Annotated in this window: 21 protein-coding genes, 1 pseudogene and 1 riboswitch; of the genes and pseudogenes, 16 read left to right on the forward strand and 6 right to left on the reverse strand. The window is 59.6% G+C overall.

Annotation, left to right across the window (positions count from 1 at the left end; all coding sequences use genetic code 11):
• From L972_RS13730 to L972_RS13740, 3 genes and pseudogenes are all read left to right on the forward strand, one after another.
• Positions 1-361, forward strand: a pseudogene (locus L972_RS13730) (hypothetical protein); the annotation flags it as partial.
• A 58-nt stretch (positions 362-419) separates the two neighbouring features.
• Entirely contained in the window at positions 420-2,114 is a 1,695-nt protein-coding gene (locus tag L972_RS13735; RefSeq protein ID WP_047438890.1) for a hypothetical protein, read from the forward strand.
• A 113-nt stretch (positions 2,115-2,227) separates the two neighbouring features.
• Positions 2,228-3,439, forward strand: a complete 1,212-nt coding sequence (locus L972_RS13740) for a Bcr/CflA family multidrug efflux MFS transporter (protein ID WP_005352704.1) — start codon at positions 2,228-2,230, stop codon at positions 3,437-3,439.
• 86 nt (positions 3,440-3,525) lie between these two features.
• Here the strand turns inward: L972_RS13740 and nhaD are convergent, their stop codons facing one another.
• Positions 3,526-4,950, reverse strand: a complete 1,425-nt coding sequence (gene nhaD, locus L972_RS13745; RefSeq protein WP_047438892.1) for a sodium:proton antiporter NhaD — start codon at positions 4,948-4,950, stop codon at positions 3,526-3,528.
• A gap of 107 nt (positions 4,951-5,057) precedes the next feature.
• A complete protein-coding gene (locus L972_RS13750; RefSeq protein ID WP_005333716.1) occupies positions 5,058-5,525 on the reverse strand; it encodes a DUF4357 domain-containing protein in 468 nt (155 codons plus the stop codon).
• A 197-nt stretch (positions 5,526-5,722) separates the two neighbouring features.
• Here L972_RS13750 and L972_RS13755 point away from each other — a divergent pair, with 197 nt between their 5' ends.
• From L972_RS13755 to kwaB, 5 genes are all read left to right on the forward strand, one after another.
• A complete protein-coding gene (locus tag L972_RS13755) occupies positions 5,723-6,403 on the forward strand; it encodes an ABC transporter ATP-binding protein (protein ID WP_047438894.1) in 681 nt (226 codons plus the stop codon).
• 24 nt (positions 6,404-6,427) lie between these two features.
• Positions 6,428-8,863 carry an ABC transporter permease gene (locus tag L972_RS13760; RefSeq protein WP_193556527.1) on the forward strand — a complete coding sequence of 812 codons (2,436 nt, stop codon included), beginning with the start codon at positions 6,428-6,430 and terminating at the stop codon, positions 8,861-8,863.
• Positions 8,864-9,048: 185 nt separating this feature from the next.
• A complete protein-coding gene (locus tag L972_RS13765; protein ID WP_047438963.1) occupies positions 9,049-10,089 on the forward strand; it encodes a carotenoid 1,2-hydratase in 1,041 nt (346 codons plus the stop codon).
• Between the two features lie 445 nt (positions 10,090-10,534).
• Entirely contained in the window at positions 10,535-11,122 is a 588-nt protein-coding gene (gene kwaA / locus L972_RS13770; protein ID WP_047438895.1) for an anti-phage protein KwaA, read from the forward strand.
• Positions 11,115-12,074: an anti-phage protein KwaB gene (gene kwaB / locus L972_RS13775; protein ID WP_047438897.1), complete on the forward strand. Its 960-nt coding sequence runs from the start codon at positions 11,115-11,117 to the stop codon at positions 12,072-12,074. The genes kwaA and kwaB overlap by 8 nt, the downstream gene beginning before the upstream one ends.
• Positions 12,075-12,197: 123 nt before the next feature.
• Here the strand turns inward: kwaB and L972_RS13780 are convergent, their stop codons facing one another.
• A complete protein-coding gene (locus L972_RS13780; RefSeq protein ID WP_047438899.1) occupies positions 12,198-12,992 on the reverse strand; it encodes an alpha/beta fold hydrolase in 795 nt (264 codons plus the stop codon).
• Positions 12,993-13,110: 118 nt separating this feature from the next.
• On the opposite strand from L972_RS13780, the gene L972_RS13785 reads away from it, so the two are divergent.
• From L972_RS13785 to L972_RS13795, 3 genes are read left to right on the forward strand one after another with little or no spacing between them, the layout of a single operon-like run.
• Complete coding sequence (locus tag L972_RS13785; RefSeq protein ID WP_047438901.1) at positions 13,111-13,494, forward strand: MmcQ/YjbR family DNA-binding protein; 384 nt, start codon at positions 13,111-13,113, stop codon at positions 13,492-13,494.
• Positions 13,491-13,979 carry a GNAT family N-acetyltransferase gene (locus tag L972_RS13790; protein WP_047438903.1) on the forward strand — a complete coding sequence of 163 codons (489 nt, stop codon included), beginning with the start codon at positions 13,491-13,493 and terminating at the stop codon, positions 13,977-13,979. The genes L972_RS13785 and L972_RS13790 overlap by 4 nt, the downstream gene beginning before the upstream one ends.
• A gap of 57 nt (positions 13,980-14,036) precedes the next feature.
• Positions 14,037-14,372 (forward strand): DUF3802 family protein, encoded by a 336-nt coding sequence (locus L972_RS13795; protein ID WP_005333735.1) that lies wholly within the window; start codon positions 14,037-14,039, stop codon positions 14,370-14,372.
• A 261-nt stretch (positions 14,373-14,633) separates the two neighbouring features.
• Here L972_RS13795 and msrA read toward each other — a convergent pair whose 3' ends face one another.
• Positions 14,634-15,266, reverse strand: coding sequence for a peptide-methionine (S)-S-oxide reductase MsrA (msrA, locus tag L972_RS13800; RefSeq protein WP_047438905.1), 633 nt, complete (start codon positions 15,264-15,266; stop codon positions 14,634-14,636).
• 268 nt (positions 15,267-15,534) lie between these two features.
• On the opposite strand from msrA, the gene argA reads away from it, so the two are divergent.
• Both argA and lysC read left to right on the forward strand, forming a co-directional pair.
• Complete coding sequence (argA, locus tag L972_RS13805; protein WP_047438907.1) at positions 15,535-16,863, forward strand: amino-acid N-acetyltransferase; 1,329 nt, start codon at positions 15,535-15,537, stop codon at positions 16,861-16,863.
• A 107-nt stretch (positions 16,864-16,970) separates the two neighbouring features.
• Positions 16,971-17,194, forward strand: a riboswitch (Lysine riboswitch).
• 90 nt (positions 17,195-17,284) lie between these two features.
• Entirely contained in the window at positions 17,285-18,637 is a 1,353-nt protein-coding gene (gene lysC, locus L972_RS13810) for a lysine-sensitive aspartokinase 3 (RefSeq protein ID WP_047438909.1), read from the forward strand.
• A gap of 81 nt (positions 18,638-18,718) precedes the next feature.
• Here lysC and L972_RS13815 read toward each other — a convergent pair whose 3' ends face one another.
• Positions 18,719-19,804, reverse strand: a complete 1,086-nt coding sequence (locus L972_RS13815) for a hypothetical protein (RefSeq protein WP_047438910.1) — start codon at positions 19,802-19,804, stop codon at positions 18,719-18,721.
• Between the two features lie 255 nt (positions 19,805-20,059).
• On the opposite strand from L972_RS13815, the gene L972_RS13820 reads away from it, so the two are divergent.
• Complete coding sequence (locus L972_RS13820; RefSeq protein WP_047438912.1) at positions 20,060-22,315, forward strand: LTA synthase family protein; 2,256 nt, start codon at positions 20,060-20,062, stop codon at positions 22,313-22,315.
• Positions 22,316-22,393: 78 nt separating this feature from the next.
• Here the strand turns inward: L972_RS13820 and L972_RS13825 are convergent, their stop codons facing one another.
• The gene (locus tag L972_RS13825; protein WP_047438914.1) at positions 22,394-23,410 is read right to left on the reverse strand and encodes a S66 family peptidase; all 1,017 of its coding nucleotides are present in this window, start codon (positions 23,408-23,410) and stop codon (positions 22,394-22,396) included.
• Positions 23,411-23,675: 265 nt separating this feature from the next.
• On the opposite strand from L972_RS13825, the gene L972_RS13830 reads away from it, so the two are divergent.
• Both L972_RS13830 and L972_RS13835 read left to right on the forward strand, forming a co-directional pair.
• Positions 23,676-24,518: a patatin-like phospholipase family protein gene (locus tag L972_RS13830; RefSeq protein WP_042080448.1), complete on the forward strand. Its 843-nt coding sequence runs from the start codon at positions 23,676-23,678 to the stop codon at positions 24,516-24,518.
• 200 nt (positions 24,519-24,718) lie between these two features.
• Positions 24,719-25,432 (forward strand): sulfite reductase subunit A (locus L972_RS13835; protein WP_047438917.1); only part of this gene is annotated, 714 nt, incomplete at its 3' end.

The raw sequence follows: 25,432 nt of genomic DNA on the forward strand, positions 1-25,432 counted from the left end.
CGCGACCTTTACCCTGCCCCATCCGCCCGCCATGGTGCAGGCAGCAAGGCTGGCAGAAACAGTCTGCCCGGCGCTGGTGACCCAGTGGGGGGTGAGACTGCTGCGGGAGACTACGGCACTGCCGGTGACCGATGGCTGGTACAAGGGGGATGCGGCGCTGGCGCTCTCTCAGGGAGCCTGCCGCCTCAGTCGCCGCCCCATCGCCGCAAGCGAAATGCCCACTGCGGTGCGCCAGCACTGGTTTGCCCCACGCTTTGCCGCCGAGCCCGGCCTCTGGCTCGCCATTCCCTCGCTGCAGACAACCCATGGGGAAAGTGACAAGAAACACAGAAAGAGCACAAAAAACCAACAAGGCAACTAAAAAAGAGGGGGACAACTCGGGTACACTCACTGCGCATCCATAACAGACGAGTCTCCTTATGCGTGTAACCAGAGAGTGGCTGTGGGTTTTGTCGGTGCTGACCGGGGCCTGTGCCCTCCTGTTGCTGCCATTCTGGCTGCGCGGCGGCAGTCAGGGCCATGATCTGTTTCACCACCTGCTCTCCGGTCACTTCTTTGCCGTGCAACTGTGGCAAGGTGAACTCTATCCGCGCTGGTTGATGGAGATGAACGGCGCCTTCGGCAGCCCGGTCTTTTTCTTCTATCCCCCCCTGCCCTACTATGTGAGCGCCCTGTTCGCTGGCCCCACCCCACTGGCCCACGAGGCGATAACGCCGCTGCTCTGGAGCAGCAGCGTGGCACTCTGGCTCTCCGGCCTGTTTGCCTATCTCTGGTTGCGCCCCTTTGCCGGCCACGGACGGGCGCTGGCGGCCAGTCTACTCTATATGGCGCTGCCCTATCATCTGGCCATCGATATCTACGCCCGCTTTGCCCTGGCAGAGAGCTGGGCCTTCGTCTGGGCACCGCTGGCACTGCTGGCGCAGGATCGCCTCTGCCGCGGCGCCCCCTTTGCGCTACTGCTGCTCGCACTGGCCGTCTCCATGCTGACGCTTTCCCATCTACCAAGCACCCTGCTTATTCTGGGCTTGCTCACCCTGCGCAGCCTGCTACTGGTCTGGCGCTACAAGGGGAGCACAACGCTTGTCAGTGTCCCTGTCACCGCCTCCCCGCTCATTGGCACCCTGCTGGGCCAGCTCTGGGGGTTGGCGATGGCCAGCCTGTTGCTGCTGCCCGCCCTGCTGGATCAGGGGGGGATCTCCATGGAGCAGATGCGCACCGGCATGTTCGAATTTCAGCGCAACTTTCTCGATCGTTTGCCCCAAAGCCGTGATGACTGGCGCTTTCGCGGCCATCTCGCCTGGCTGACGCTGCTCACCCTGGCTCTGCTGCTGGTAGCTTGGGCTGCCGCCCGCGAGCCGCGCCATCCCGAGTTGCTGCTCTGGGGGGTCATTGGCACCCTGAGCTTTCTGATGATGCTGCCACCAAGCGAGCCCCTGTGGCGCCTGCTCACTCCGTTGCAACTGGTGCAATTTCCCTGGCGCCTCAATCTGCTGCTGGTCATCGCTACCGTCGCCGTGGTAGCGCTGGGTACCCCCACCTATCGCCCGTGGCAGTGGGTCTGGTGGTTACTGCTTGCCCTCACCCTGCTCTCGCAGGGACTCTATGTACGCGAGGCGCCGCTCACCCAGGCTCCCGTAAAGAGTCAGCTCGACGGGGAGTTCGACAGCAAGCGCAGCGCCCGCGAATACCGACCAAAGCAGGTGCCGCGCGGCATGTTTGCCCCCACCCTGCTGGCCTGGAAAGAGGAATTCCAGCCCGCCATCACCAGCGACCATCAGGGGGTGAACTGGCAGATCCAGCGCTGGCAGCCTCGTCATATCGAATTGACGGTGGATGCCCCGGCGCCCGCCAAACTGATCCTGCACCAGTTTGATTACCCGGGCTGGCAGGCAAGGCTCGACCAGCGCCTGCCGCTGAGCGTCAGCAGCACCCGCAACGGCCTGGTGCAGGTCTGGGTGCCTGCCGGACAACACAGCCTCACCTTTACCCTCACCGCCCGCTGGCCGGAGCGGCTCGGGTACGCCATCTCGTTGCTGGCCTGGCTGCTCTGGCTGGGGGGGGTGATCCGCGCAGCGCGCCCGCATGACCGCAAGCGTGATTCCCAAGGTGGCTGAGCGGCCGGGCACCTCCCCCTTTTGAGGGGGCAGGAACGTCATGCCGAGCGGGGGCAAACCTGATAGACTCGCCCTTCTCCCTTTTTCAACCAAGGTTCACCAGCGGATACCCTATGCCCCAATCGCCAACAGCTCAGGCTGCCGCCCTCTCCCCCCGTTTCCTGTTTATCCTGCTGGGCGCCCTGGCGGGTCTGACCCCGCTGGCGGTGGATATGTATCTGCCCGCCATTCCGGCCATCGCCCGGGATCTGGCTACCAGCATCGACGGTGCCCAGCTCACCATCAGCGCCTTTTTGGGCGGCTTTGCCATCGGCCAGCTCTTCTACGGCCCGCTCGCCGACAGCTATGGCCGCAAGCCGGTGATCCTGGCGGGGCTCATCATGTTTGCCATCGCCTCGGTGGGCTGCGCCATGGCGGACTCCCTGCCCGAATTGCTGGCCTATAGGATGTTGCAGGCAGCGGGCGGTGCGGCGGGCTCTGTGGTGGTCAATGCCCTGCTGCGAGACCTGTTCGAGAAGGATGCGTTTTCTCGCGCCATGTCGTTCGTCATTCTGGTGATGACGCTGGCGCCGCTGGTGGCCCCTGTGGTGGGCGGCTATATCAGTGCCCACGCCGACTGGCGGGTGATCTTCTGGCTGCTGGTGGGGATCAGCCTGCTGATCTGTCTGGTGATGCAGTGGAAAATTCAGGAGACCCTGAAACCGGAGCACCGTCAGCCCCTTAATCTAGGCCAGATCCTCAAGAACTACTGGGGGGTGCTCTCCCATCGCGGCGCCATGGGTTATGTGCTGTGCGGCTCCCTCTCCAGCTCCGGCATGTTCGCTTTCTTAAGCGGCTCCCCTTACGTCTATATCGAGTACTTCAAGGTGCCGACCGAGCACTACGGCTGGCTGTTTGGCCTCAATATCCTGCTGATGATGGTGGTCACCTTCGTCAATAGCCGACTGGTGAAAGGGGTGGGTGCCGAGCGGATGCTGCAATACGGCCTGCTGGTGCTGCCCTGCGCGGGCGCCCTGCTGGTCTACAACGCCTGGAGCCAGACCGGCGGTCTGTGGGGCATCGTCATTCCGGTGGTACTGTTTGTCGGCCATATCAGTCTGGTGGGCGCCAACGCTATGACCGGCCTGATGGGCCACTTCCCGCAATCTGCGGGCACCGCCTCGGCACTGGCGGGCACCCTGCGCTTTGGCATCGGCGCCCTGGTCGGCATTCTGGTCAACCTCAATCCGCCCCACTCACCGCTGCCCATGGCCATCGCCATCGCCTGCTGCGGCGTGGGCTCCACCCTGAGTTACTGGCTGCTGACCGGCAAGCGAGGCGATTGATCCCCCGCCACCTGTCAGGGAAAACGAAAGAGGCTTCCGTCAACGGAAGCCTCTTTTCGTACTGGCTCGTACTGGCGGCCAGACGTTCAGAACTGGGCGCTGTTGAGCCAGAGGTGCGCCCCTATGCTCACCAGATAACCGAGCAAGATGGCAGGCAGCCACTTCAGGTGGCCAAAAAAGGTATACATGCCGTGGGCCTGTCCCATCAGGGCCACCCCGGCCGCAGAGCCAATGGAGAGCAGGCTGCCGCCCACTCCGGCGGTCAGGGTCACCAGCAGCCACTGTCCCAGCGCCATATCCGGGTTCATCGAGAGCACGGCAAACATCACGGGAATGTTGTCGATGACGGAGGACAAGACCCCGATGAAGATGTTGGCCATGGTGGGGTCCCCAGCGTCATACAGCCAGTGTGATACCAGCTCCAGATACCCCATAAAGCCCAGCCCACCGACACACATCACCACCCCGTAGAAGAAGAGCAGGGTATCCCACTCCGCCTTGGCCACCTTGTTGAACACGTCAAATGGCACCACAGAACCCAGACTGCGCAACCGCACCTCATCACCATTGCGTTCATAGAGCGCACGCTTGCGGGCAAGGGATCGTGGCAGCGACTTGCGCAAAAAGAAGCCGAAAAACTGCAGATAACCGAGCCCCAGCATCATGCCCAGTACGGGTGGTAGATGGAGGAAACTGTGGCATAGCACCGCCGTGATGATGGTCAGCAAGAACAGCGCGACGATACGGCGGGCCCCCCGCTTGAGATCGACCACCTCGTTATCAGCCTCCGGCACATGACGCGGCACCATCAGGCTCATCAGGATGGCTGGCACCAGAAAATTGAGCAGAGAGGGAATAAGCAGGGTGAAGAACTGGCCAAATTGCACCTTGCCCGCCTGCCACACCATCAGGGTGGTGATATCGCCAAAGGGACTGAACGCCCCTCCGGCGTTGGCGGCGATCACTATGTTGATGCAGGCAAGATTGACAAAACGTCGATCTCCGTTGGCCACCTTCAACACCACGGCGCACATCAAGAGCGCTGTGGTCAGGTTGTCTGCCACCGGCGAAATACAAAAAGCAAGCCCGCCGGTCAACCAGAACAGGGTGCGCAGGTGAAAGCCGGATCGCACCAGCCAGGCGCGCAGGGCATCGAACAACCGCCGATCCTCCATGGCGTTGATATAGGTCATCGCCACCAGCAGGAACAGCATCAGCTCGGCATATTCCAGCAGGGTATGGCGAAATGCCTGCTCGGCGACAGGGCTCATCCCCTGCTGTGCATAGGCGATACCGATCAGGATCCAGATCACCCCGGCGGCCACCAGCACGGGTTTGGACTTGCGCAGTTGCAGATACTCTTCAGCCATCACCAGGGCGTAGGCCAACACAAACAATCCGACACAAAAAAGTCCGATTGAGGAGGATGTCAACAGAACAGGGCCACTACTGGCATGGGCGGGAGGGATAAACAGGGACAGCAGCAAAATAACAGGGGTGAGCGCAGACATGGTCTCTTCCTTTTAGAACCGTCTGGCAATGATGCTAGCACCTGGATGAAAAGAAAAATTCATCCAGGTCAATTAACGCTTAATTGGTTTGCTGTCGAAACGCGGGATTATTTCTTGCCGAAACCCGACTGCTTGAGGGTATAGCCTGCGCTGTTTTGCCAGGCATCCAGACCGCTGCGGTTATTGCCCGCCACCAGACTGGCGGCCAGACTCGGACTGTTGAACAGCTGATCGGCGGTAAAGACAAAGCCGCCCTGACTGCGGGGCACTATGACCCCCTTCTCCAGCAGTTCGTGACGCAGCTCGATCACCGCTTCACGCAGGGAGGCTGCATCTTCGCCATTGGCGGTTGAACCGGCCAGCACCATAAAGCCGGGATTTTGCCGCTTGCCCACCGGATAACCGTGAGCCTCGGCCCCTTTGCCGTTGAAGTGGTAGAGCTCGCGCTCCCCCGGCCGGTTGTCGGAGAGTGCCTTTTGCAGGGTCATCAGCTCGTTGTAGATCTCGATGGGGACGACGGCAGCCTGCTTGTTGCCCTTGCTATCGATGATAAAACTGACTTGCTTGTGTAACATCCTTGCTCATCCTGTGACCCATGGAAGCCCCTATTCTAACCACCTCGGGCAAGCGGGATCCAGCGAGGATCCACTGCTCTTTTGCCGCCTTGATCACTAACTGGCACTCTTGATCAACCGTAAGGGGTGTTGATCAATGCCGGCCGTGCTAGCGTACCAAGCATGATGAAAGCCATTGACCATCAAACGGTTACCCCATGCTGACCCTGCGCAACCTCTGCAAGAGCTTCGATAACGGCAGTGAACGACTGCCGCTGTTCCACCATCTCGATCTCGCCCTCCCCGCTGGCGAGATCACCCTGCTGCTGGGCCAAAGCGGCTGCGGCAAGTCCACCCTGCTCAATCTGATCGCCGGGCTGATTGCACCGGACGAAGGTGAGATCTGGCTGGGGGAGACCCGGATCGACACCCGATCCCCAGACGAGCGGGCGCGCCTGCGGGGCCGCCATTTCGGTATCGTCTATCAGGATTTCAACCTGCTGCCGACCCTGAACGTGGCCGAGAATCTGGCCCTGCCGCTCGCCATCAACGCTCTGCCACCGGATGAGACAAAGATTGACCAGTTGCTGCACCGGCTCGATATGAGCCACAAGCGCCATGCCTGGCCGGAGCAGCTCTCCGGCGGTCAGCGACAGCGGGTGGCGCTGGCCCGCGCCCTTATCCATCAGCCCCAGTGGCTGCTCGCCGACGAGCCCACCGGCAGCCTCGATGAGCACAATGCCGAACAGGTGATGGCGTTGATGGTGGCGGCGGTGCGCGATACCGGCGCAGGCTTGCTACTGGTGAGCCACAACCCCGCCTATGCTGCGCTGGCAGACAGGGTGCTTCGCCTCGAAGGGGGGCAACTTATCGAGCTCAAGGGGCCCCGTCATGACTAAACAGCGACTGCGCCAGCCGGGGGCATGCTGATGCTGCCACTCAAAGCGCTGCTGCGCCTCTATCGCAGCCACCCCTGGTTGCTGCTGATGAGTCTGGCCGGGCTGGTATTGGGGGTGTCGCTGGTAGTGGCCATCGAGCTGCTCAATCACAGTGCCCGCACCAACTTCGTCGCCGCTCGCAGCCAGCTGGCAGGGGAAGCCAACTACCGGCTGGCCCACGCTGGCGGGCTGGATGAGCAGCTTTACGTGCAGCTGGTGACCAGCCAGCCCGCCCTCGATGCCATGCCCCAGCTCCATGACTGGCTCAAGGATGAAGAGGGGCGCAGCTTTCAACTGCTGGGGATGGATCTCTTCAACCCCGGCCCCCTTCGCCAGCTGTTTGGCGCCCAACCCGCGAGCGAACCCGCCTTCTCCTTAACCCGTGCCGACAGCATCTGGCTGGCGGCCCCCGAAGCGGAGCGCCTTGGCTGGCAGGCGGGCCAGAGCCGCCGCTTTGTATTGGGCGGCAACGATGGCGCCAGCGCCAAACCCCTGACCCTGACGCTGGCAGGCACCTTTGAACCGGGCGCCGTGCCCATGGAGCGACTGCTGATAACCGACATCGGCCTCGCCCAGCCCTTGCTGGGCAAAGCGGGTCGGCTCGATCGCATCGTCTTCAAGCTAAGTGAAGACGAGGCTCGCACCCTGCAGGCCACTCTGCAAACCCGTTACCCTAACCAGCCCTTGTGGCTTGAACCCATCAGCCCGGCGCTCGATGCCAGCCAGCTTGGCGATGCGCTGGCCCTTAACCTGACGGCGCTCTCATTGCTCGCCATGGCGGTAGGATTGTTTCTGGTGTTCAACGCCCAGCGATTTGTCCAGAGCGTGCGCCGCCCCCAGCTGGCCCAGTTGATCATTCTGGGGATGGGGCCGAGTCGGGTGCTGCGCTGGCTCATTCTGGAGCTACTTATTCTTGCCACCCTCGGCACCCTGCTCGGGGCGCTGCTCGGCAGCCTGTTGGCGCTGGTGCTGATGGGGCAACTGACCCAGGCGCTGGCCGATCTCTATGGGCCCAACCCCATCGATCTGCTTCGCCTCTCCCCCGTGAGCCTGCTCAAGGCGCTGTTGATCGGGCTGCTCGGCACGCTGACCGCCAACCTGCCCGGCTGGTGGCAACTGCTGCGCCAATCCCCCCTCGAACTGCGAGCAGGAAACAGCCGTCCCCCCGTGCACCCGTGGCGACGGCGCGTGCTGGCCATCGCCATCTTGCTGCTGTGCGCTCTGTGCCTGTGGTTGCCGCAAACGGGTCTGAGTGGCGCCCTCTTTATCGCCGGCGGCTGGCTGCTGGCCATGGCGCTCTGGCTGCCCGATGCCCTGCGCGGCCTGCTTGGCTGGCTGCGACGGCGCGCGGGCGGTCCCCTCACCGCCCGGCTCGGGGTGGCCGAGACCCTCTATCACCTCGATCGCACCGCCATCGCGGTGATGGCGTTGCAGCTCGCCATCGCGGCGGCCATCGGCATCGGGGTCATGGTGTCGAGCTTTCGCTCAAGCGTGGAGATCTGGCTCGGCCAGCGTCTGGCCGCCGATCTCTATGTCACCGCCCCCAAGGGGGTGGCGGACAACAAGGGCACCTTGAGCGATACAACCCTTAAGACCCTGCTCGCCAATCCGCTGGTGAGCGCCGCCTCGCGCCGCTCGGTACACCCCGCCCGCTGGCAGGGGCAGCCCATCGAGTGGGCGCAGATGGACTTTATCCCCCAGCTTAAAGCGGCCTATCCGCTGCTGACCGGACGCTGGCCGACCCGTCCTGACGAGGTGCTGGCGAGCGAACCGCTGACGGTGCGCCTCGGGGTCAAAGTGGGCCAGACATTGGCAATCAGCGGCGAGCAGGGGCCAAGGCAGTTCACCGTCACCGGCGTCTATCAGGACTACGGCAGCGACAAGGGGCAAATTCTGCACGCCTTCGAGGCGGGGGCGGTGCAATCCCTCGCCCTCTTTAGCAACGACCCCGAACAACTGGCCGATCGCCTGCGCGAGCGCTTTGGCGAGCAGCTCAATCTGCTCTCCGCCCCCGCCATTCACAGCGCGGCGCTCAAGGTGTTTGACCAGACCTTTGTGGTGACCGAGCTATTGAAACTGCTGATCCTTGGCATCGCCTTTGTCGGGATCGGCTCGGCCTTTATGGTACTGGGGCTGGCACGCCGTGGCGAGCTGCAGACCTTGCAGAGTCTGGGCTTGAGCCCCCGCCACTGCCGCCAGCTGCTGGTGTGGCAAGGGGCGGGATTGGGGCTGCTCACCGCCCTGCTGGCACTGCCGGTGGGGTATGGCCTCGCCTGGGTGCTGATCGAGGTGGTTAACCCCCGCGCCTTTGGCTGGCGCCTCGCCTTCGAGGCCGCCCCCCTTCATGCGGTCACCGCCCTGTTGCTGGCACCGGTCTGTGGCGCATTGGCATCCTGGTATGCGGCAAGGAGAGTGGTATGACATATCGGTTAGCGCACTGGCTCAGCCATGGCTTGCAGCTCCCATTGAGCACTTCCCTCTCTCCGCCCTTTCTTCAGCGCAGAGAAGAGCAGAGTGCGGCATTGAACCATCCCCTCTCCCTTCGGGAGAGGGCCAGGGTGAGGGGAAGCTTGTCCTCCTTACGGCCTCTGTGGCTCGCAGCCCTCTTGATCCCGCTGATTGCCATGATCGACAGCGCGCAGGCCAGCGATCTGGGCGCCCTGCTCGGCGGCGGCAGCGACAGCTTTAAAAAGGTGCTGCCGGGGCAAACTATCAAACTGCCGGAGGATCACGCCGCCCACCCCGATTACCGCTCCGAGTGGTGGTATCTCACCGGCAACCTCAAGGATGAGCAGGGGCGCGAATATGGCATGCAGTGGACCCTGTTTAGGCAGGGTATCGAGCAAGAACTCCGCACCAGCAACCCCTGGCTCACTCCCCAGCTCTGGCTGGCCCAGTTTGCCATCACGGATCTCGATCGTGGCAGCCACCAGCAAGATGAACGGGCCAGTCGGCAGGGGCCGGGACTGGCGGGGGCCAGCGGCGGCCAATATTGGCTCAGGGAGTGGCGACTTGCCTCGCAAGGGGCGGCGCTCTTCCCCGCCACCCTCAAGGTGCAGAGCAAGATTGGCGAGCTGAACCTCACCGTCACTGCCGCCAAGCCGCTAGTGCTGCAAGGCAAGGCCGGTTACAGCGAGAAGAGCCCGGGCAACGCCTCCTTTTACTACTCCTACCCGCGCCTCACTCTTCGCGGCACCCTGACTCGCGATGGCGAGACCCGCACCGTCACAGGACAAGGGTGGTTTGATCACGAGTGGAGCAGCTCGGTATTGGCCGAGTGGCAATCGGGCTGGGACTGGTTTTCGCTCCAGTTGAACGATGGCCGCGAGCTGATGCTGTTTCGGCTGCGCACCAAATCGGGACGCGCAGAGCCTGAGAACCGCTACGGCATCTTGATTGAGCCGGATGGCAGCAGCCGGGTGCTCGCCCCCGACGCGATTCGCCTCACCCCGGGCAACACCTGGCGCGGCCCCAAGGGGCAGAATTACCCCGTCGAGTGGCAGCTAAACGCCGCCGGTATGAGCCTCACCATCAAAGCCCGTCAGCCCAATCAGGCCATGACAGGTCGCTTTGACTACTGGGAGGGTGCAGTCTCTGTTTCGGGGGATGCCAAGGGCGTCGGCTATCTAGAGATGACCGGCTACTGAACACCCTCGACAAACGTGGCCGGTCTGCTCGATGACCTAAAAACAAATCACCCTTATAACAGGGCATCACTGTGATATTGCCCAGCCATTTCTGTCACTTGGCGCCAGTAGCCAAGGATGCCTTATCTGTTTATTTATTGAACTCCCCTTACCCACTCACCCCGCTGCCAACTTGGCTCAAGTCTGATCCTCGTCAAAAAACCTTTCAAAATCCGAGCGATAAATAACTTTTTGCTCACTTAAATTGGTCGCCGTTTGATATCTTTCTCATCCGGCACTCATGACCCCAAAGGCAGCCGAGGTAAACCGATATTTGATCAACGTCCAATCTGGTTAAACGCTGTACTCGGGGAACTGCAACTCAGTGCGGTAAGGATTCAATTTGATGGAAAATTTATTAATAATAACAGTGGGATAATGTTAAGGAATAATTTAGAGGCTGAATATGAATACTAAGGAGAAAATAAAGCTTTACATTCTTTCACTTATGTTTTTATTTGTCATGGTAATTTTCCTTTCCATTAACATAGAACCTCCACCTTCGGATAGTGACCTAAAACATAATATTATTATATATTATGCCTTATCGAATTGGCTTCCTATATTAATGCTGGCTCTCATTGCATACTGCGAGTTCTTAAGACGTGAATTCGACTTTGAGCTTAATGGAAGTGCTAGTGACAGCTTATTGGTAATTGATTGTAAAAGTGAAAATTATGAACATTTAAGCTTTTTAGCGACATATATTGTTCCGTTTGCAGGACTAAACTTTGACTCCCCATTAAAGTTGCTTGCTTATTTATTTTTATTAATTGTAATTGGCATCATCTTTGTCAGAACAGATAAATATTATACAAATCCTACGCTATCTATTTATGGATACAAACTATACAGGGCCACGTTAGCAGATCATGTCAGCCATTACCATTCCGTAATTGTATTAACAAAACATGACTTAAGAAAAGGGCAGAACATTGCCTATAAATTTATCTCAGAAGATGTTTGCTTTGCTAGGAAAATAAATAATGACTAGAGATGATATTAAAAGTGACATGAAGAGCATTCTAGACACATGCTCAGGGATTAAAGTTTTTTTTATTGATGATGACAATAATGAACTCTATGATTCTGATATTGAAAGTGAGGGTTTGGATGAGTTTATGGTTAGCTTTGTCAGTGACCTGAAAAACAAATTCACTGATAACGAAAAATTCTCAATTCCAAATTTATCTAATGCCGATGAAAGAAAGCATGCGCTTTACTATTTTGATTTTGATGACCAAATTCATGAATTTAAGTATTTAGATAAAGTCAATGAGATGCAAGCCAATAAAATAATTGGCAAGTACCAAGTTAGAAGCAAAGGTCTGTCAAGTATTAAAGCTGTTGTCATAAGGCTTAAAGGAAGTGATGGGAAAGTAATCTCATTTTATCAGTACATACATAGAACATCTCTATGGACTTCGGGGAAAGGAGTTTTCTTTACAACTCATAAGACCCGCGTCGTAAAAATGACAGATGATGTTTTGAGGCTAAATAACAGCTTTATATTTGCCAAAATTGGACAGAACTATTTAATTAATAATGTTAGAGCATTTGAGAAAGAGTTAGGATTTGACAAAATCATCCATGCCAAGGCAGCCCAATATTGCACAAGTATTGAATCGCGCGGTCTTGTCGAAAATCTAGAAAAGTTTAACAAACAGATTAACAAGGAAATTAACTTCGCCAGGAAATTTGTCAAGGTCTTTAAAAACTCAGCAGTGATAGAGCAAAATTTATCTAATGAAGAAATTATCTCGTTTGCCATGAGCAAACCCTTCTATGAAGGGAAGCTAAAATTAACAGAAGACGGTAGTCAATTTGACTTGAATAGCATATCACGCTGTTCTAATTTTCTGCAGCTATTGGATGATGAGTTTTTGAAATCAGAACTAACAGGCATGAACTACATTGCTAGAGCAAAAGATAGAGCTAGCTCCTAGTTTGTCCTGCATACATAGCATTAAAATAAGTCCCTAACAGACTTTTTCTGTCGGGGGCTTATTTATTTCGCTGCCAACGCTTGTAGGGAAAATGCGGCGATAAGCAATACAAGTGCACGGCAATTACGGGTTAGCAACACCGACTTGGCGAGTAATAAAATCCAAGGTAGTACGATTAAACTGCTCCGGCTGCTCCACATTGCAGACATGGCCGCACTGTTCAATGACCGCCAGCGAAGAGCTGGCATCGCGGGCCACCTGTTCGCGTACCGGTGCCAGAAACATATGATCCTCCTCCCCCATCACATAGAGGGTGGGAATGGGCAGGGAGCGTTCACGAAAGTAGCGCATCAGCGGGTTGACCTCGGTGGCGAGGCGGAACCAGCGTTTGAACTCCTTCTGGCAGAGCTTGCGGGCCTCGCGCACAAAGAGATTGCGCGACTCCTGATGGTGCTGGCGCGGCATGATGATGAAGGCAAACAGCCGGTAGAGCCACATATAGGGCAGGAAGTGCTGGCCGAGTCGGCCCAGCTGCACCAGCACCCGCGAGCGGATATCGAGCCGCAAAATGGCGCCCCCCAGTACCATGCTTTTCACCCGCTCCGGGCAGAGCTCCGCCAGATGGCGAATAAGGATGGTGCCAAGGGAGATGCCGACAAAGTGGGCGCGGCGGATGTCGAGATGATCGAGCAGCCGAACGATATCTTCGGTCACTTCCCGAAAGCTGTAGTGGCCCTTGACCACCTGTTGCAGCTGGTGAGACTGGCCGTGGCCGCGCAAATCCAGCAGCAATACATTGAAGTGTTCGCGATAGGCGCGCAGCTGTTTGAACCAGATGGAGGAGCTGCCACCGGCGCCGTGGACAAACACCACCCAATCCCGCTCGGGACCCAGTTCGAAAGTCTTGTGATACAACATCCAATAGGCTCCCTTGGTGATGGGGGGTATACTCGGCTGCGCGCATATTAACAGAACAGCCCCGCCGATAGATATGCGCCTGACATGACCCGGATCACCCCTTGCGCGAGAACTTTCCATGGATTTGACCCGTTTGCGCCACTTTCTGCTGACCCTGCCAGGCGCCACCGAAGATACCCCGTTTGGCCCGGAGATCCTGGTCTACCGCATCGCGGGCAAGATGTTCGCGCTGGTGGATTGGCAGGCCGAGCCGCTTACCATCAACCTCAAATGCGAGCCAGAACTGGCGTTGCTGCTGCGCGAGATCCACCCCGAGGTCAAACCGGGCTGGCATATGAACAAGCAACACTGGAACACAGTGACCCTGAACAGCACCTTGCCAGATGATCTGTGGCAAGGCTGGGTGCACCACTCCTATGAGCGGGTTGTCTCGGGTCTGCCCAAAGCCAAACGGCCACAGGCGCCGCGCCCCCTCTCCCCCACTGACGACCCAACCTTATGACCCCAGCACTTAATCCAGCACTTTGTATTGTCCCCCTTGGCGAGGCACATATCCCCGCTCTCGTGACCCTGTTTGAGCAGGCGGTGCGACGCTGCGGCCCCGAGCACTACAGCGCCGAGCAGGTGGAGCAGTGGGCCCTCGGTTCACAACATCCGGGCTTTGTCAGCCAGCTGCGCGAACACCACGGCTGGGTAGCGGAGCTGGCAAATGTGCCCCTCGGGTTTGTCACTCTGAGCCCCGATGGCCACCTCAGTCTGCTCTATGTGAGCGCCGACCATCAGCGCCAGGGACTGGGCAATCTGCTGCTCACCACGGCGCTCGCGGCGGCCCGAGGGCTCGGTCTGCCCCTCATCACCACCGAGGCCAGCGCCTTCAGTTATGAGCTATTTTTACGACATGGCTTTACGTTGACCGGGCTGGAGTGCGTGGAGCGGGGCGGAGTCAGTTTTACTCGCCATCGCCTGCACTGCTGCTTGCCAAGCTAGGGCAAGCCACTAAAATACGCTTAATTTTCGTATTGTTACTGTATTGAGGCAGCAACCATGGTGGTAGAAAGTGAAGGCTATATCTCGCTGATCGAGTATCTGGTGGAGAGTTTGGGATTGTTTGAATCCCAGCAACAGAACGATGGTGAAGAGACCATCGAAGATCTGGTCAGTGGCCGTGTTGCCAGCAACCTGATGGCCATTTGCGAGCAAAACCCCCAGCTCGATCCCAAGGTGCGTTTCGCCATCATGCAGGAGGCCGACGCCGTGGTCGCCGATCTGGAAGAGGTGCTCTCCGCCGTCTGGCTGCGCGCCCCGACCCCGGAACAGAAAACCTTCCTCATCGAGTTTATCGATCTCATCAAGAACCTGTTCGACAGCGCCATCGGCTGATCTGCCGTCCGGCTCTCCCGCCCAACGCAAGATTGCAAAACAGCAGATAAGGAAAAGGGCCGCCTTGGTGGGCAGCCCTGCTTGCTATCATTTTCAACCCGCCAGTGCGTTCATTCATCAGGCGGTTATCAAGGCAAGAAATGTGTCTGGACTTTGCATCCGATCCCTGGACGCTACCTAGTTAGTCCCGACTGGTCGCAATAAGTTCCCTCCTCCGACCATTTATTTTCACTTTTATTAAGAAATCGACTACAAACCTGTTCAGCGGTTCAGGCTGGGCGGCAAACAGACTCCGATGCCACCCAATCCGCAGTAACCATCCGGGTTTTTCTCCAGATATTGCTGATGGTAATCCTCGGCATAGTAGAAGGGCGCCAGCGGCAGAATGCGGGTGGTGATGGCACGGCTGTCGCCGCTTGCCGCCATCGCCTGCTGATAGGCCGCCATGCTCTGCTGGGCAATGATCTGCTGGCTCTCATCGCCATAGAAGATCACCGAGCGATACTGGGTGCCAATGTCCCCACCCTGACGCATCCCCTGCGCCGGATCGTGCTGCTCCCAGAACAGTCTGAGCAGATCGCCGTAGCTGATCAGCGCCGGATCAAACACCACCTGCACCGTCTCGGCATGGCCGGTCAAGCCGCTGCACACCTCTTTGTAGGTGGGATTCTGGGTCACGCCGCCCTGATAACCGGCCGCAGTGGAGTAGACGCCCGGCTGCTGCCAGAACAGGCGCTCCACCCCCCAGAAACAGCCCATACCAAACCAGGCGATCTCCATGTTCTCGGGCCAGGGACCCTGGGTCGGGTTGCCATTCACCGCATGCTGCTGACCAATCACCATCGCTTCGCGTCGTCCCGGCAGGGCATCTGCCGGTGAAATAATCTGTTCCATGAATTCTGTCCTTGTATAAAACCCTGTGAAATCACACAGCTGACGAAAAGGAGCATCGAAGATAGCAGTTTATCGCGCCGGATCAACCGGCGGCCCCCTCCCCGCTCGCCCCAGCGGCCATCTGCACCGTCCGTCACTCTTTCCCGATCCGCACGGCCAAGCCGCCCCTCGTAGACCAGAAACGACCAAAATCAATATTTAGTCTTGATTTGTGAATTAATTTTCATATATTGAGCCAATCGCTGTTTTTTTATGGAAGAAATATCAAGTGCGTGAACGCGAACCCAGTCTGGTCAATGCCTTCCGGCAATCCACCCCCTATGTCAATGTGCATCGGGGTGCCACCTTTGTGCTGATGATGGGGGGAGAAGCCATCAGCCACCCCAACTTCGCCAATATCGTCAGCGATATCGCCCTGCTGCAGACACTGGGCATACGCCTGGTGCTGGTGTTTGGTTCACGTCCGCAAAACGATGAGGCGCTGGCCCGCGCCGGTATCGAGGCCCAGTACCACAAGCGGATCCGGGTCACCGATGACGAGAGTTTCACCATCATCAAACAGGTGTGTGGCGGCCTGCAATACGACATCACCGCCCAGCTCTCCATGGGGCTCGCCAACACCCCCATGCAGGGGGCGCGGATCAGCGTGGTGAGCGGCAACTTCGTCACTGCCCAGCCGCTGGGGGTGGATGATGGCATCGACTTTTGCCATAGCGGCCGGGTGCGCCGCATCGACGTGGAGGGGATCACCCGCCAGCTCGATCAGAAGAGTCTGGTACTGATCTCCCCCATCGGCTGTTCGGTCACCGGCGAGAGCTTTAACCTGAGCTCCGAAGAGGTGGCCCGCCGGGTGGCGGTCGATCTCAAGGCGGACAAGCTCATCTGCTTTAGCAGCACCCAGGGGGTAATGGACAGGCGCGGAGAAGCCATCTCCGAGCTCTTCCCCGAGCAGGCCGAAGAGCTGCTGGTGGAGCTGGAGCAGGCGGGCGAAGAGATGTCCGGCACCGCCCGCTACCTGCGCGCAGCCATTGCCTCCTGCCGCGGCGGCGTGCCCCGCTCCCATCTGGTGAGCTATCAGGATGATGGCGCCATGCTGCAGGAGCTGTTCAGCCGTGACGGCCTCGGCACCCAGATAGTGCGGGAAAGTGCCGAGCAGGCCCGCGCCGCCACCATCGAGGATATCGGCGGCATTCTGGATCTCATTCGCCCGCTGGAGGAGGAAGGCATTCTGGTGCGCCGCTCCCGCGAACAGCTGGAGATGGAGATCGACAAGTTCACCATCATCGAGCGCGATGGCCTCATCATCGGCTGCGCGGCCCTCTACTGCTTTATGGAAGAGGCGATGGCGGAGATGGCCTGCGTCGCCATCCATCCCGACTATCGCAACTCCAACCGGGGGGATCAGCTGGTGGCCAAAGTGGCCGAGCGGGCCAAGCGGCTCGGCATTCGCCGCCTGTTCGTGCTCACCACCCGCTCCATCCACTGGTTCCGGGAGCGGGGCTTCGATCCGCTGGAAGTGGAAGATCTGCCGGTGGCACGCCAGCGTCTCTACAACTGGCAGCGCCGTTCCAAGGTTTTGTCAAAGACCATTGCCTAAGCCATTGATTCTGTGTTGAGTTAGCTGACAATTTGAACTTTTTCACAAACTCGATTGACAGTGCAATCCAACGCAGGGTATTTCTAAATGCACTCCACCGCCCTGGTGGAGCCAGAAGAGGAGCGCTGCCCAGGCAGCCCAAGGGAGGACGCCAGCGTCCGGTGAACTTGGGTCAGGGGGAGCAGCGCCGAGACGAGTGAGGAGACTGGTAACCTCAACGTCGGCCGCGGGGGCTGAATCCCCCGGGTTGTCATCGGTAGTGATCATCCCCCACCGCGCCCTGTCAGGGGCGGTACGGGATGGGCTCTGCAGGTGGAGTGCTTCTGGCCGGGATAGCTTCGTTCATTCCTGCCATTTTCAGCCTCCTCCTCTCTTTTTTGCCCGATGGAACCGGAATCTTAAAATAAGACAGGAGTAAGCAATGAGCCCGATCAATGTCGCCAAGTTTGGCGGAACCAGTGTCGCCAACTTCCCGGCCATGAATCACTGCGCCGATATCGTGCTGGCCAATCCCGCCACTCGGGTGGTGGTACTGAGCGCCAGCGCCGGTGTCACCAACTTGCTGGTCGCTCTGGCACAAGGGGAGCTGGACGAAGCGGGCCGCGACGAGCAGCTGGCCAAACTGGCCGGGATCCAGCAGGCCATTCTGGCCGATCTCGGCAACCCTGTTGATGTGAGCGCCCTCATTCATGGCCAGCTGGACGAAATTCGCCTCATGGCCCAGCAAGCCCACCAACATACCGATGCGGAGCTGGCCGATCGCCTCATCGCCTGCGGCGAGCTGATGTCTACCCGCCTCTTTACCGAACTGCTGCGCCAGCGCGGCGTCAAGGCCCACTGGCAGGATGTGCGCCAGCTGATGCGCACCGACAGCCGCTTTGGCAAGGCCACCGTCGATCTGGCCACCACCCGTACCCTCTGCCAGCAGACGCTGGGCCCGCAGCTTGGCGACAGCCTGATCATCACCCAGGGCTTTATCGGCGCCGATGGCGATGGCCGCACCACCACGCTCGGTCGCGGCGGCTCTGACTACAGCGCGGCCCTGCTCGCCGAAGCGCTCGATGCCGCCAGTATCGAGATCTGGACCGATGTGCCCGGCATCTACACCACGGATCCGCGCCTCGTCACCCGCGCCCGCCCCATTCCCGAAATCAGCTTTGTCGAAGCGGCCGAGATGGCCACCTTCGGCGCCAAGGTGCTGCACCCCGCCACCCTTCAACCGGCGGTGCGCCAGAATATTCCGGTGTTTGTCGGCTCCGCCAAGGACCCCGCCGCCGGTGGTACCTGGATCCGCGCCAGCACAGATTCAAGCCCGCTGTTTCGCGCCGTCGCCCTGCGCCGCCAGCAGGTGCTGGTGACCCTGCACAGCCTCAACATGTTCCACGCCTACGGCTTCCTGGCCGAAGTGTTCGGCATTCTGGCCCGTCACCGCATCTCGGTCGACCTCATCACTACCTCGGAAGTGAGCGTATCGCTGACGCTGGATCACACCGGCAGCCAGAGCAACGGCGAACCGATCCTGAGCGACAAGGTACTGGCCGAGCTGGGCCAGCTTTGCAAGGTGGAGGTGGAAACCGGTCTGGCACTGGTGGCGCTCATCGGCAACCGGATGAGCGAAGTGAACGGGGTGGGCAGTCAGGTCTTTGACGCCCTGCGCGAGCACAACATCCGGATGATCTGCTACGGCGCCAGCGCCCACAACCTCTGCTTCCTGGTCAAGGAGAGCGAGGCGGGCAATATCGTCAACCGCCTCCATCAGGAGTTGCTGGACTGACCCTCAACCGAGGCAATTCCGGCCATGCAACAGGGCGCCTGCAAGGCGCCCTGTTTATTTGTATTCCGCAAAGGTATCGGCTCAGGCAAGGCTGGTGGCAGGCAACTGGCAGGCCACGGCTTCCCGGCGCAGTTGCTGCAAGCGGGTCAGCAGCCCGGTCTGGCCGAGCTCAGTCTCCTGAGGCGAGAGATTGTCCACCAGCAGCGGATAGTGATCCTTCACCGCCTGCATCAACCAGTCGAGGCGACGCAGGGTGAGCGGGCCGCAGCTCTGGCCGCTCAGATCATCGGCCACATCGAGTCGGTGGCTGCGATACATGTCACGCCACCAGTTGGCGACCAGCGCCTCGTCGCTCGCCAGCGCGGCGCTCCACTCCCCTTGCAGGGCGTGCAGGCGGGCCAGCACGGGCGCGCTGGCCCCTTCACGGATCAGGTGGTGGATCTCCCGTTTGACCCATTTCAGACAAAGCTCGCGCCAGTAGCGAAATTGCGGCAGAGGATCGGCCTCATCGAGCCAAAGCCCCGAGAGGGTGCGGGTCTCCAACCGCTCCGGCACATGGAACTGCGGGTCGACCAGACCGTTGGAGTTGTATTCAAAGCGGGGATCGAAGGTCCACATATAGCCAAAGTCGAACACGCAGATCTGCTCGCCGTCATCGAGCAGGTTGCCCGGGCTCGGGTCCCAGTCAAACCAGCCCCAGCGGGCCAGCTCCCCCTGCACCTCCAGCATCTGGGCCAGATTGCGTTCGTTGAGCTGATGGACCGGCACACCCCGCAACCAGGGAGAGACCAGCACCCCGGCCCGCGCCGAGCCGAAGCTGGTGCAGACCACGTGGGAGAGGACAGTAGGGTGCAGCTCGCGCAGCGCCTCGATTTCGCGCCGCCGCTCCAGCTCGGTCAGAAAGGCAGTCTTGCCATCAAGATTGGCCACCAGTGAATCCTGACGGCGCCGCTTGAGGCACCAGTGATGCCCCTCCACCTTGAGGTGAAACACCTCGGCGGTGAGACCGTGGCGATAGACCTTGACCACAGCCGGATGGCTATCCTTCAGCTTGACCAGTTGGGCCAGAGGCAGCGGGCAGTCGCGCTCGCGTCCGATCCGGATCTCTTCCTTGCTCTCCAGCATGCGCAGCAATCTGGCCTGACGTGCCATCACTTTGGGATTCATACATGTACCTCCAGTCGCTATCGAGAGACTAAACAGCAGATCCCTCCCAAGCCAGTGGCAAAACCCCATGATGACGCTTTCATCACATATTCCGAACAACCCCTCGATCGGGATCACAATTTGCAAGGTTGAGCTGTAACCAAATATTCATTAAGTGGTCATTAAATTGACAAGCTGAAACAAGGCCCGCACCATCGGGTCAAACTCTATGCGGATGAACGATCTCTCCCTCACTCGCTCAAAGGATGAGCTTATATGAATCGCCCCTCCTCAGGCCGCCCCCGCGTCCTGAGTCTGCCCTCTCTGCTGCTTGCCCTGCTGGGCGGATTGCTGCTGCTGACCCTGTTGTTGCCGCTGATCAATCCCGGTAGCTGGCTGGGCCGTGCCCAACCGCTGGTGCTGGGCCCCGCCGACAATCCGCTGGCCACCCTCACCCGCCACGCCCTGCTCTATAAAAGCGACAGCCGCGGCCTCTATCTGGTGGTGCGCAGCCAGTGGCAGTTGCGAGGGCCGCTGCAAGCGGGGGACAAGGTGCGAGTGGAGCTGCTCAACGACAAGGGGGAGCGGATTGACCAGCTGAGTCAGGCGGTGGATAAGCGTCAGGTGTGCCGCAATAACCGCTGCACCCTGGATCTCAACAGCACCTTGCGCGCCCCGGATGACGCGCTGGCCAGCCGTTATCAGCTGCGCATCGGTCTGCTGCTCAAGGATCGCCCCGAGAGCGGCGACTTCAGCCAGATCCTGCAAACCCTGCCGGAGCAGGGCTTCAACCTCACCTATCTGGTGGTGAGCCTGACGCTGGTGCTGGCCCTGAGCGCCGCCGTGCTCAATACGGTGCTGCCAAAGCTGCGCCGCAGCCTGCGCTGGCGGATCATCGGCAGCCTGCTGCTCGGCAACCTCACCTTTGTGCTGCTGCACGGCTTCGTGGTGTTCAAGCTGGGGGAGTTTCTGCTCTGGTCAGGTTTTCGGCCGGAGCACTACTATCTCGCTTGGGGCAGCATGGTGCTGGGCTGGAGCCTATGCGCGCTGGCGGGCTTCAACCTCTATATGGGGCTGGTCTTTACCGCGCTGTCAGGCATCGGTCTGCTGGCCAACTTTATGAAGATCGCCATCTACGGCGTGCCGCTCGGCGGGGACGATTTTGGCAACCTGCTGGCGCTGCTGCGGATCCTGCTCGACCAGCACCCCATCCTGCCCATCTTCACCGTGTTGCTGGCACTGTTTCTCTGCTGGCGCTTTGCCCTGTCACGCTGGGTGCTGCGCACAGCCGCGGCCACCGTTGCCTTCTTTGCCCTGTGCGTCTTTGCCACCCAGACCGGCAACAAGCTGCTGGGGGCCAACATTCGCTACGTGGATCGTGCGGTCAACTACCACAGGGACATCATCCGCTCCGGCCCCGGCCTCTATCTGTTCAATCTGGTGGACGAGATGCTGCAAAGCGGCAGCGTGTTTCGCTACCCCTTGCAGATCAACGAGCTGGCCCCGCAACTGAGCTATCCGCCCCAGGGCATAGCGCCGCGCTGGGATCTGGTGATCGTGCTGCAATATGAGTCGCTCTGGCTCGACTGGAAGGGGCGGATCTGCGCCCCGGCCCCCACCCTCTCCCTGCCCGCCAGCGTGCAGCAGTGGCAAAAAACCATCCACTCCCCCACCACCGGCGGCATGACGGTACTGGCGGAGTTCGAGATGAACACCGGCCTGCCGGTGGGCTTGCTCAAGCAGGGGGTGGTGCCCTACTACTACCTCTCGCAGCAGGTGCCGGGGCTGGCCCAGAGCGCCAGACAGAGCGGCTACCAGACCCTGTTCGCCCACCCCTATGTGGAGAAGTTCTGGGGCCGCGCCAAGGCAATCCCGGCGCTTGGCTATGAGGAGCGCTGGTTCGACACCCGCTTCACCACCCTTGAGCACAAGGGGCTTTATATCTCCGATGATGCGCTGATCGACCACCTGCTCAAGCGCAGCGAACAGGATGACAAACCGCTGTTTGCCTACGCGGTCACCATGCAGGGGCACGGCCCCTTCGATGGCCCCCGCTATCAGGGGCAGGAGCGCAGCGGCGCCTGCCCGAACCAGAGCGAGAGTGACACCCAGCTGCTCAACACCTATTACACCGGGGTGGTGGATGCCATGGCCTCGCTGGAGCGACTGCTCAAGACCCTAGACCAGTCAGGCAAGCGCTATCTGGTGGTGGCCTTTGGCGATCACCAGCCGTTTTTGATGTCCGCCGGCAAGGGGATTCACGGTGACAAGCCGGCGCGCGATGCCACCTACCAGATCCCCATGATGGCCTTCACCCGCGCAGATGATCCCCTCAATCTGGCGACCCAGTTTGCGCCGGTGCGCCAGCTCTACCAGATGGGTCAGGCCACCCGCCAGCTGCTGGCGGGGGATATCACCCCCATCGAAGAAAAACCCCTGCTTCATCCGGTGCTGGGGGAGGAGAAAGGGTTCGACCCTTCAAGCCTGGTGCCGCAGATCCGCGCCAGCTTCCGGCCCGATGCCCTGCCCTGATCCCTCTCCACAAAAACAGACAAGGCCGCATCAGCGGCCTTGTTTTTTGACACCCATTTTTTGACATTCATTTCGCCCTCATTCTGCTCGCCACCAGGGCTCCAGTAGCGTGAGTCTCTGCCTGTCGAGATCGAGCGCCACTTCGATACCCAGCGGCAACGTCAGCATGGGGTGAGTATGGGCGCAGTCAAACTCCGCCAGAATGGGGAAAGTTGGCTCCCCCACCACCTCCAGCAGGATATCGAGGGGGCGCTTGCCGCTACCCTGATCGTTGAACAACTCGTGCTTGCCGAGGATAAGCGCGCCGATCCTATCAAAGACCCCGCACAGCTTGAGATGGGCAAAGGATCGCTCCAGCGTCTCGGCAGATTTCAGGCTGTCCTCCAGCAGCAAAATGTCACCTCGCTCGATGGGCGGCATATAGGGGGAGCCCCAGATCCCCGCCATGGTGTTGAGGTTGCCGCCTATCAGCCGTCCCTCAACCCGACCTGAACCCACCGAGATCAGCAGATTGGGCTGGCAGCACTTGGCCCGGGTCTGGCTTTCCCAATCCAGCCGTTCATCGCTCCACTTTGCCGGGGTAGGCAGCGTGCAGGGGACGCCAGCTTCATCGGCCAACGCAATCTGTAAAAAACTGGCCAGCGTCTCATCCACCAGCGGCGGCAACTCGCCAAAGGAGGCCACCAGCGCCGGACCATAAAAGGTAACCAGGCCAGTTTTGGCATGGATGCCGAGCAGCAGCGCCGTCACATCGGAGTAGCCAACGATGATCTTGGGATCGCGCCTCAGCGCATCAACATCGAGGTAAGGGAGCAGGGAGTTGGAGTTGCTGCCACCAATCACCGACATGATGCAGCGTACTTCTGGGTCGCGAATAAGGGCATTGAGCTCCTCAGCCCGCGCGACGATGGAGCCGGAGCGCCAGTGATCCTGCTGGCCGGTGAGGCTGCCCGCCTTGAGCCTAAAGCCCTGCCCTTCAAGAAAGGCTCTGGCGCGGGCAAAACGGTTGGGTGCCCAGGCGGTCGCCGCGCTGGAGGGGGAGAAAAAAGCGATGGTATCGCCACGTCGGAGCAGCGGGGGAACCAATAACGTCATGACACACTCATCCTTGCCAATATCCAGCCATCACAGAGTCATTGAGACTCCTACACAACCCCTTTGATCACAACGGGTTTATCACTATCGTTTAGAAATACAAAACACTTGATTCATTATTAACAGATATTCTAAACACCATCCCCTTCCTAGAATGACCTCATTGCGATGGCCAACCCCGGTTGGTTGTCAGAACGGTCGGCCTGACAGCCCGGACGTTCTCTTTCCCACTTTTTCTCTCTGACTTATCAATGAGGTGCCTGTCATGAACAAAAACGCATCCCCCAGCGCATTGGTTGTAGAAGGCGGTGCCATGCGCGGCATATTTGCCAGCGGCGTGCTGGATGCGTTTATCGAGCATGACTATCGCCCCTTTGACTTCGCCATCGGCGTCTCGGCGGGAGCCACCAACTTGCTGGCTTATCTCGCCAGCCAGCATGGCCGCAGCCACGAGATCCTGACCAAACTGGCGTGCAGCCAGCAGTTTATGGATCCCCTGCGCTTTGCCAAGGGGGGCAATCTGGTGGACATCCACTGGCTGTGGAACACCAGCTGCCGCAAGTATCCCCTCGACATTCACGCCTACCGGGAGACCGGCATCCCCTTCTATGCGGTGGTGACCAATACCCTGACCGGCAAGGCGGAGTACATCCGGGTCAAGCCGGAGAACATGAACGAGGTGCTGCCCGCCAGCTGCGCCATTCCCCTCGCCTCCCACGAATACCCGGAGGTGCACGGGGTACCGATGACAGATGGCGGGGTGGCCGACTCCATCCCGGTGATCGAGGCCTACCGCCGCGGTGCCCGTCACCTGACGGTGATCCTCTCCGAGCCCCTTGGCTATCGGCTCAAGCCGATGCCCTTCCCTTGGATGATCCGCACTCTGCTCAAGACCCGCCCCGCGCTGGCACAGGCGCTGGAGCAGCGGGATCGCAGCTACAACGAGGCGCTCGATTTTATCGCCAATCCGCCGGACGACTGCCAGATCGAGGTGATCGCCCCGGCCGACTACTTCCCCGTTTCCCGTTTTACCCGCGATATCAACAAGCTGGAGATGGGATACGTGATGGGCAAGTGCGCAGGCTATCAGGCCGCCCTGCTCAATTGATAAGGTTTTTACAGGCATGACCCGACCTGCCGCGACGCACGCGCCGCCAACACAATAACAATCGGGTCAGTTGAGCAACATGAGTCATAAAAACAGACCGTGGCGAGGCAAGCGCGGCCAGAACCGGTGCCAGACACTCTTAGCGGCTTGCGCCTCATCCCTATGCCAGGGCATCTCACCCTCATACAAGGTGTTTATTTATGTCGTTTCTTCTCACCCATCCCGCGCTGGCGCAGCTGTTCGAGCGGCTGCTGCCCGATTACCGGATCATGGCGCCCGCGGCCGAATATCGGGGCGGCCGCTTCTCCGACACCGACAACGTCACCTACCACAGCATCCGCCATCCGGCCGATCTGGTGTGGCAGGAGAAGTCCCACTTCTCCCCGAAAGAGGTGGTGCTCCCCATCACCCAGACCCTGTTCCACTTCGACAATCTGGAGCTGCGCGAATCAAAGGTGGAGGCCAAGCCCACCCTGCTGTTCTTGCGCAGCTGCGATATCCACGCCCTGCGCAGGCTTGATCAGGTCTATCTCAAGAACGGCCAGAACAGCGACGTCTACTACGCCAGACTGCGCAGCAAGCTCAAGCTGGTGCTGCTGGAGTGCCGCGAGAGCTTCGAGAACTGCTTCTGCGTCTCCATGGGCAGCAACGAGACCCAAGACTACGCCGCCGCCATTCGTCTGAGCGATGAGGGTGCCCGTATCGAGGTGAAGGATCCCGAGCTGCTCGGCTACTTTGCCGAACTGGGCGAATCCGATGACTTCACCCCGGAGTTTGTCCAGAGCAACCCGGTCAAGGTACGCACCCCGGACAGCGTCTGTGACGACCCCCAGCGGATCCGCCAGATCCTCACCGCCCATCCGGTCTGGGCCGAGTACGACAGCCGCTGCATCGGCTGCGGCCGCTGTACCACC

This window comes from Aeromonas sp. ZOR0001, from assembly GCF_000801015.1.
Lineage (GTDB): Bacteria > Pseudomonadota > Gammaproteobacteria > Enterobacterales > Aeromonadaceae > Aeromonas > Aeromonas veronii.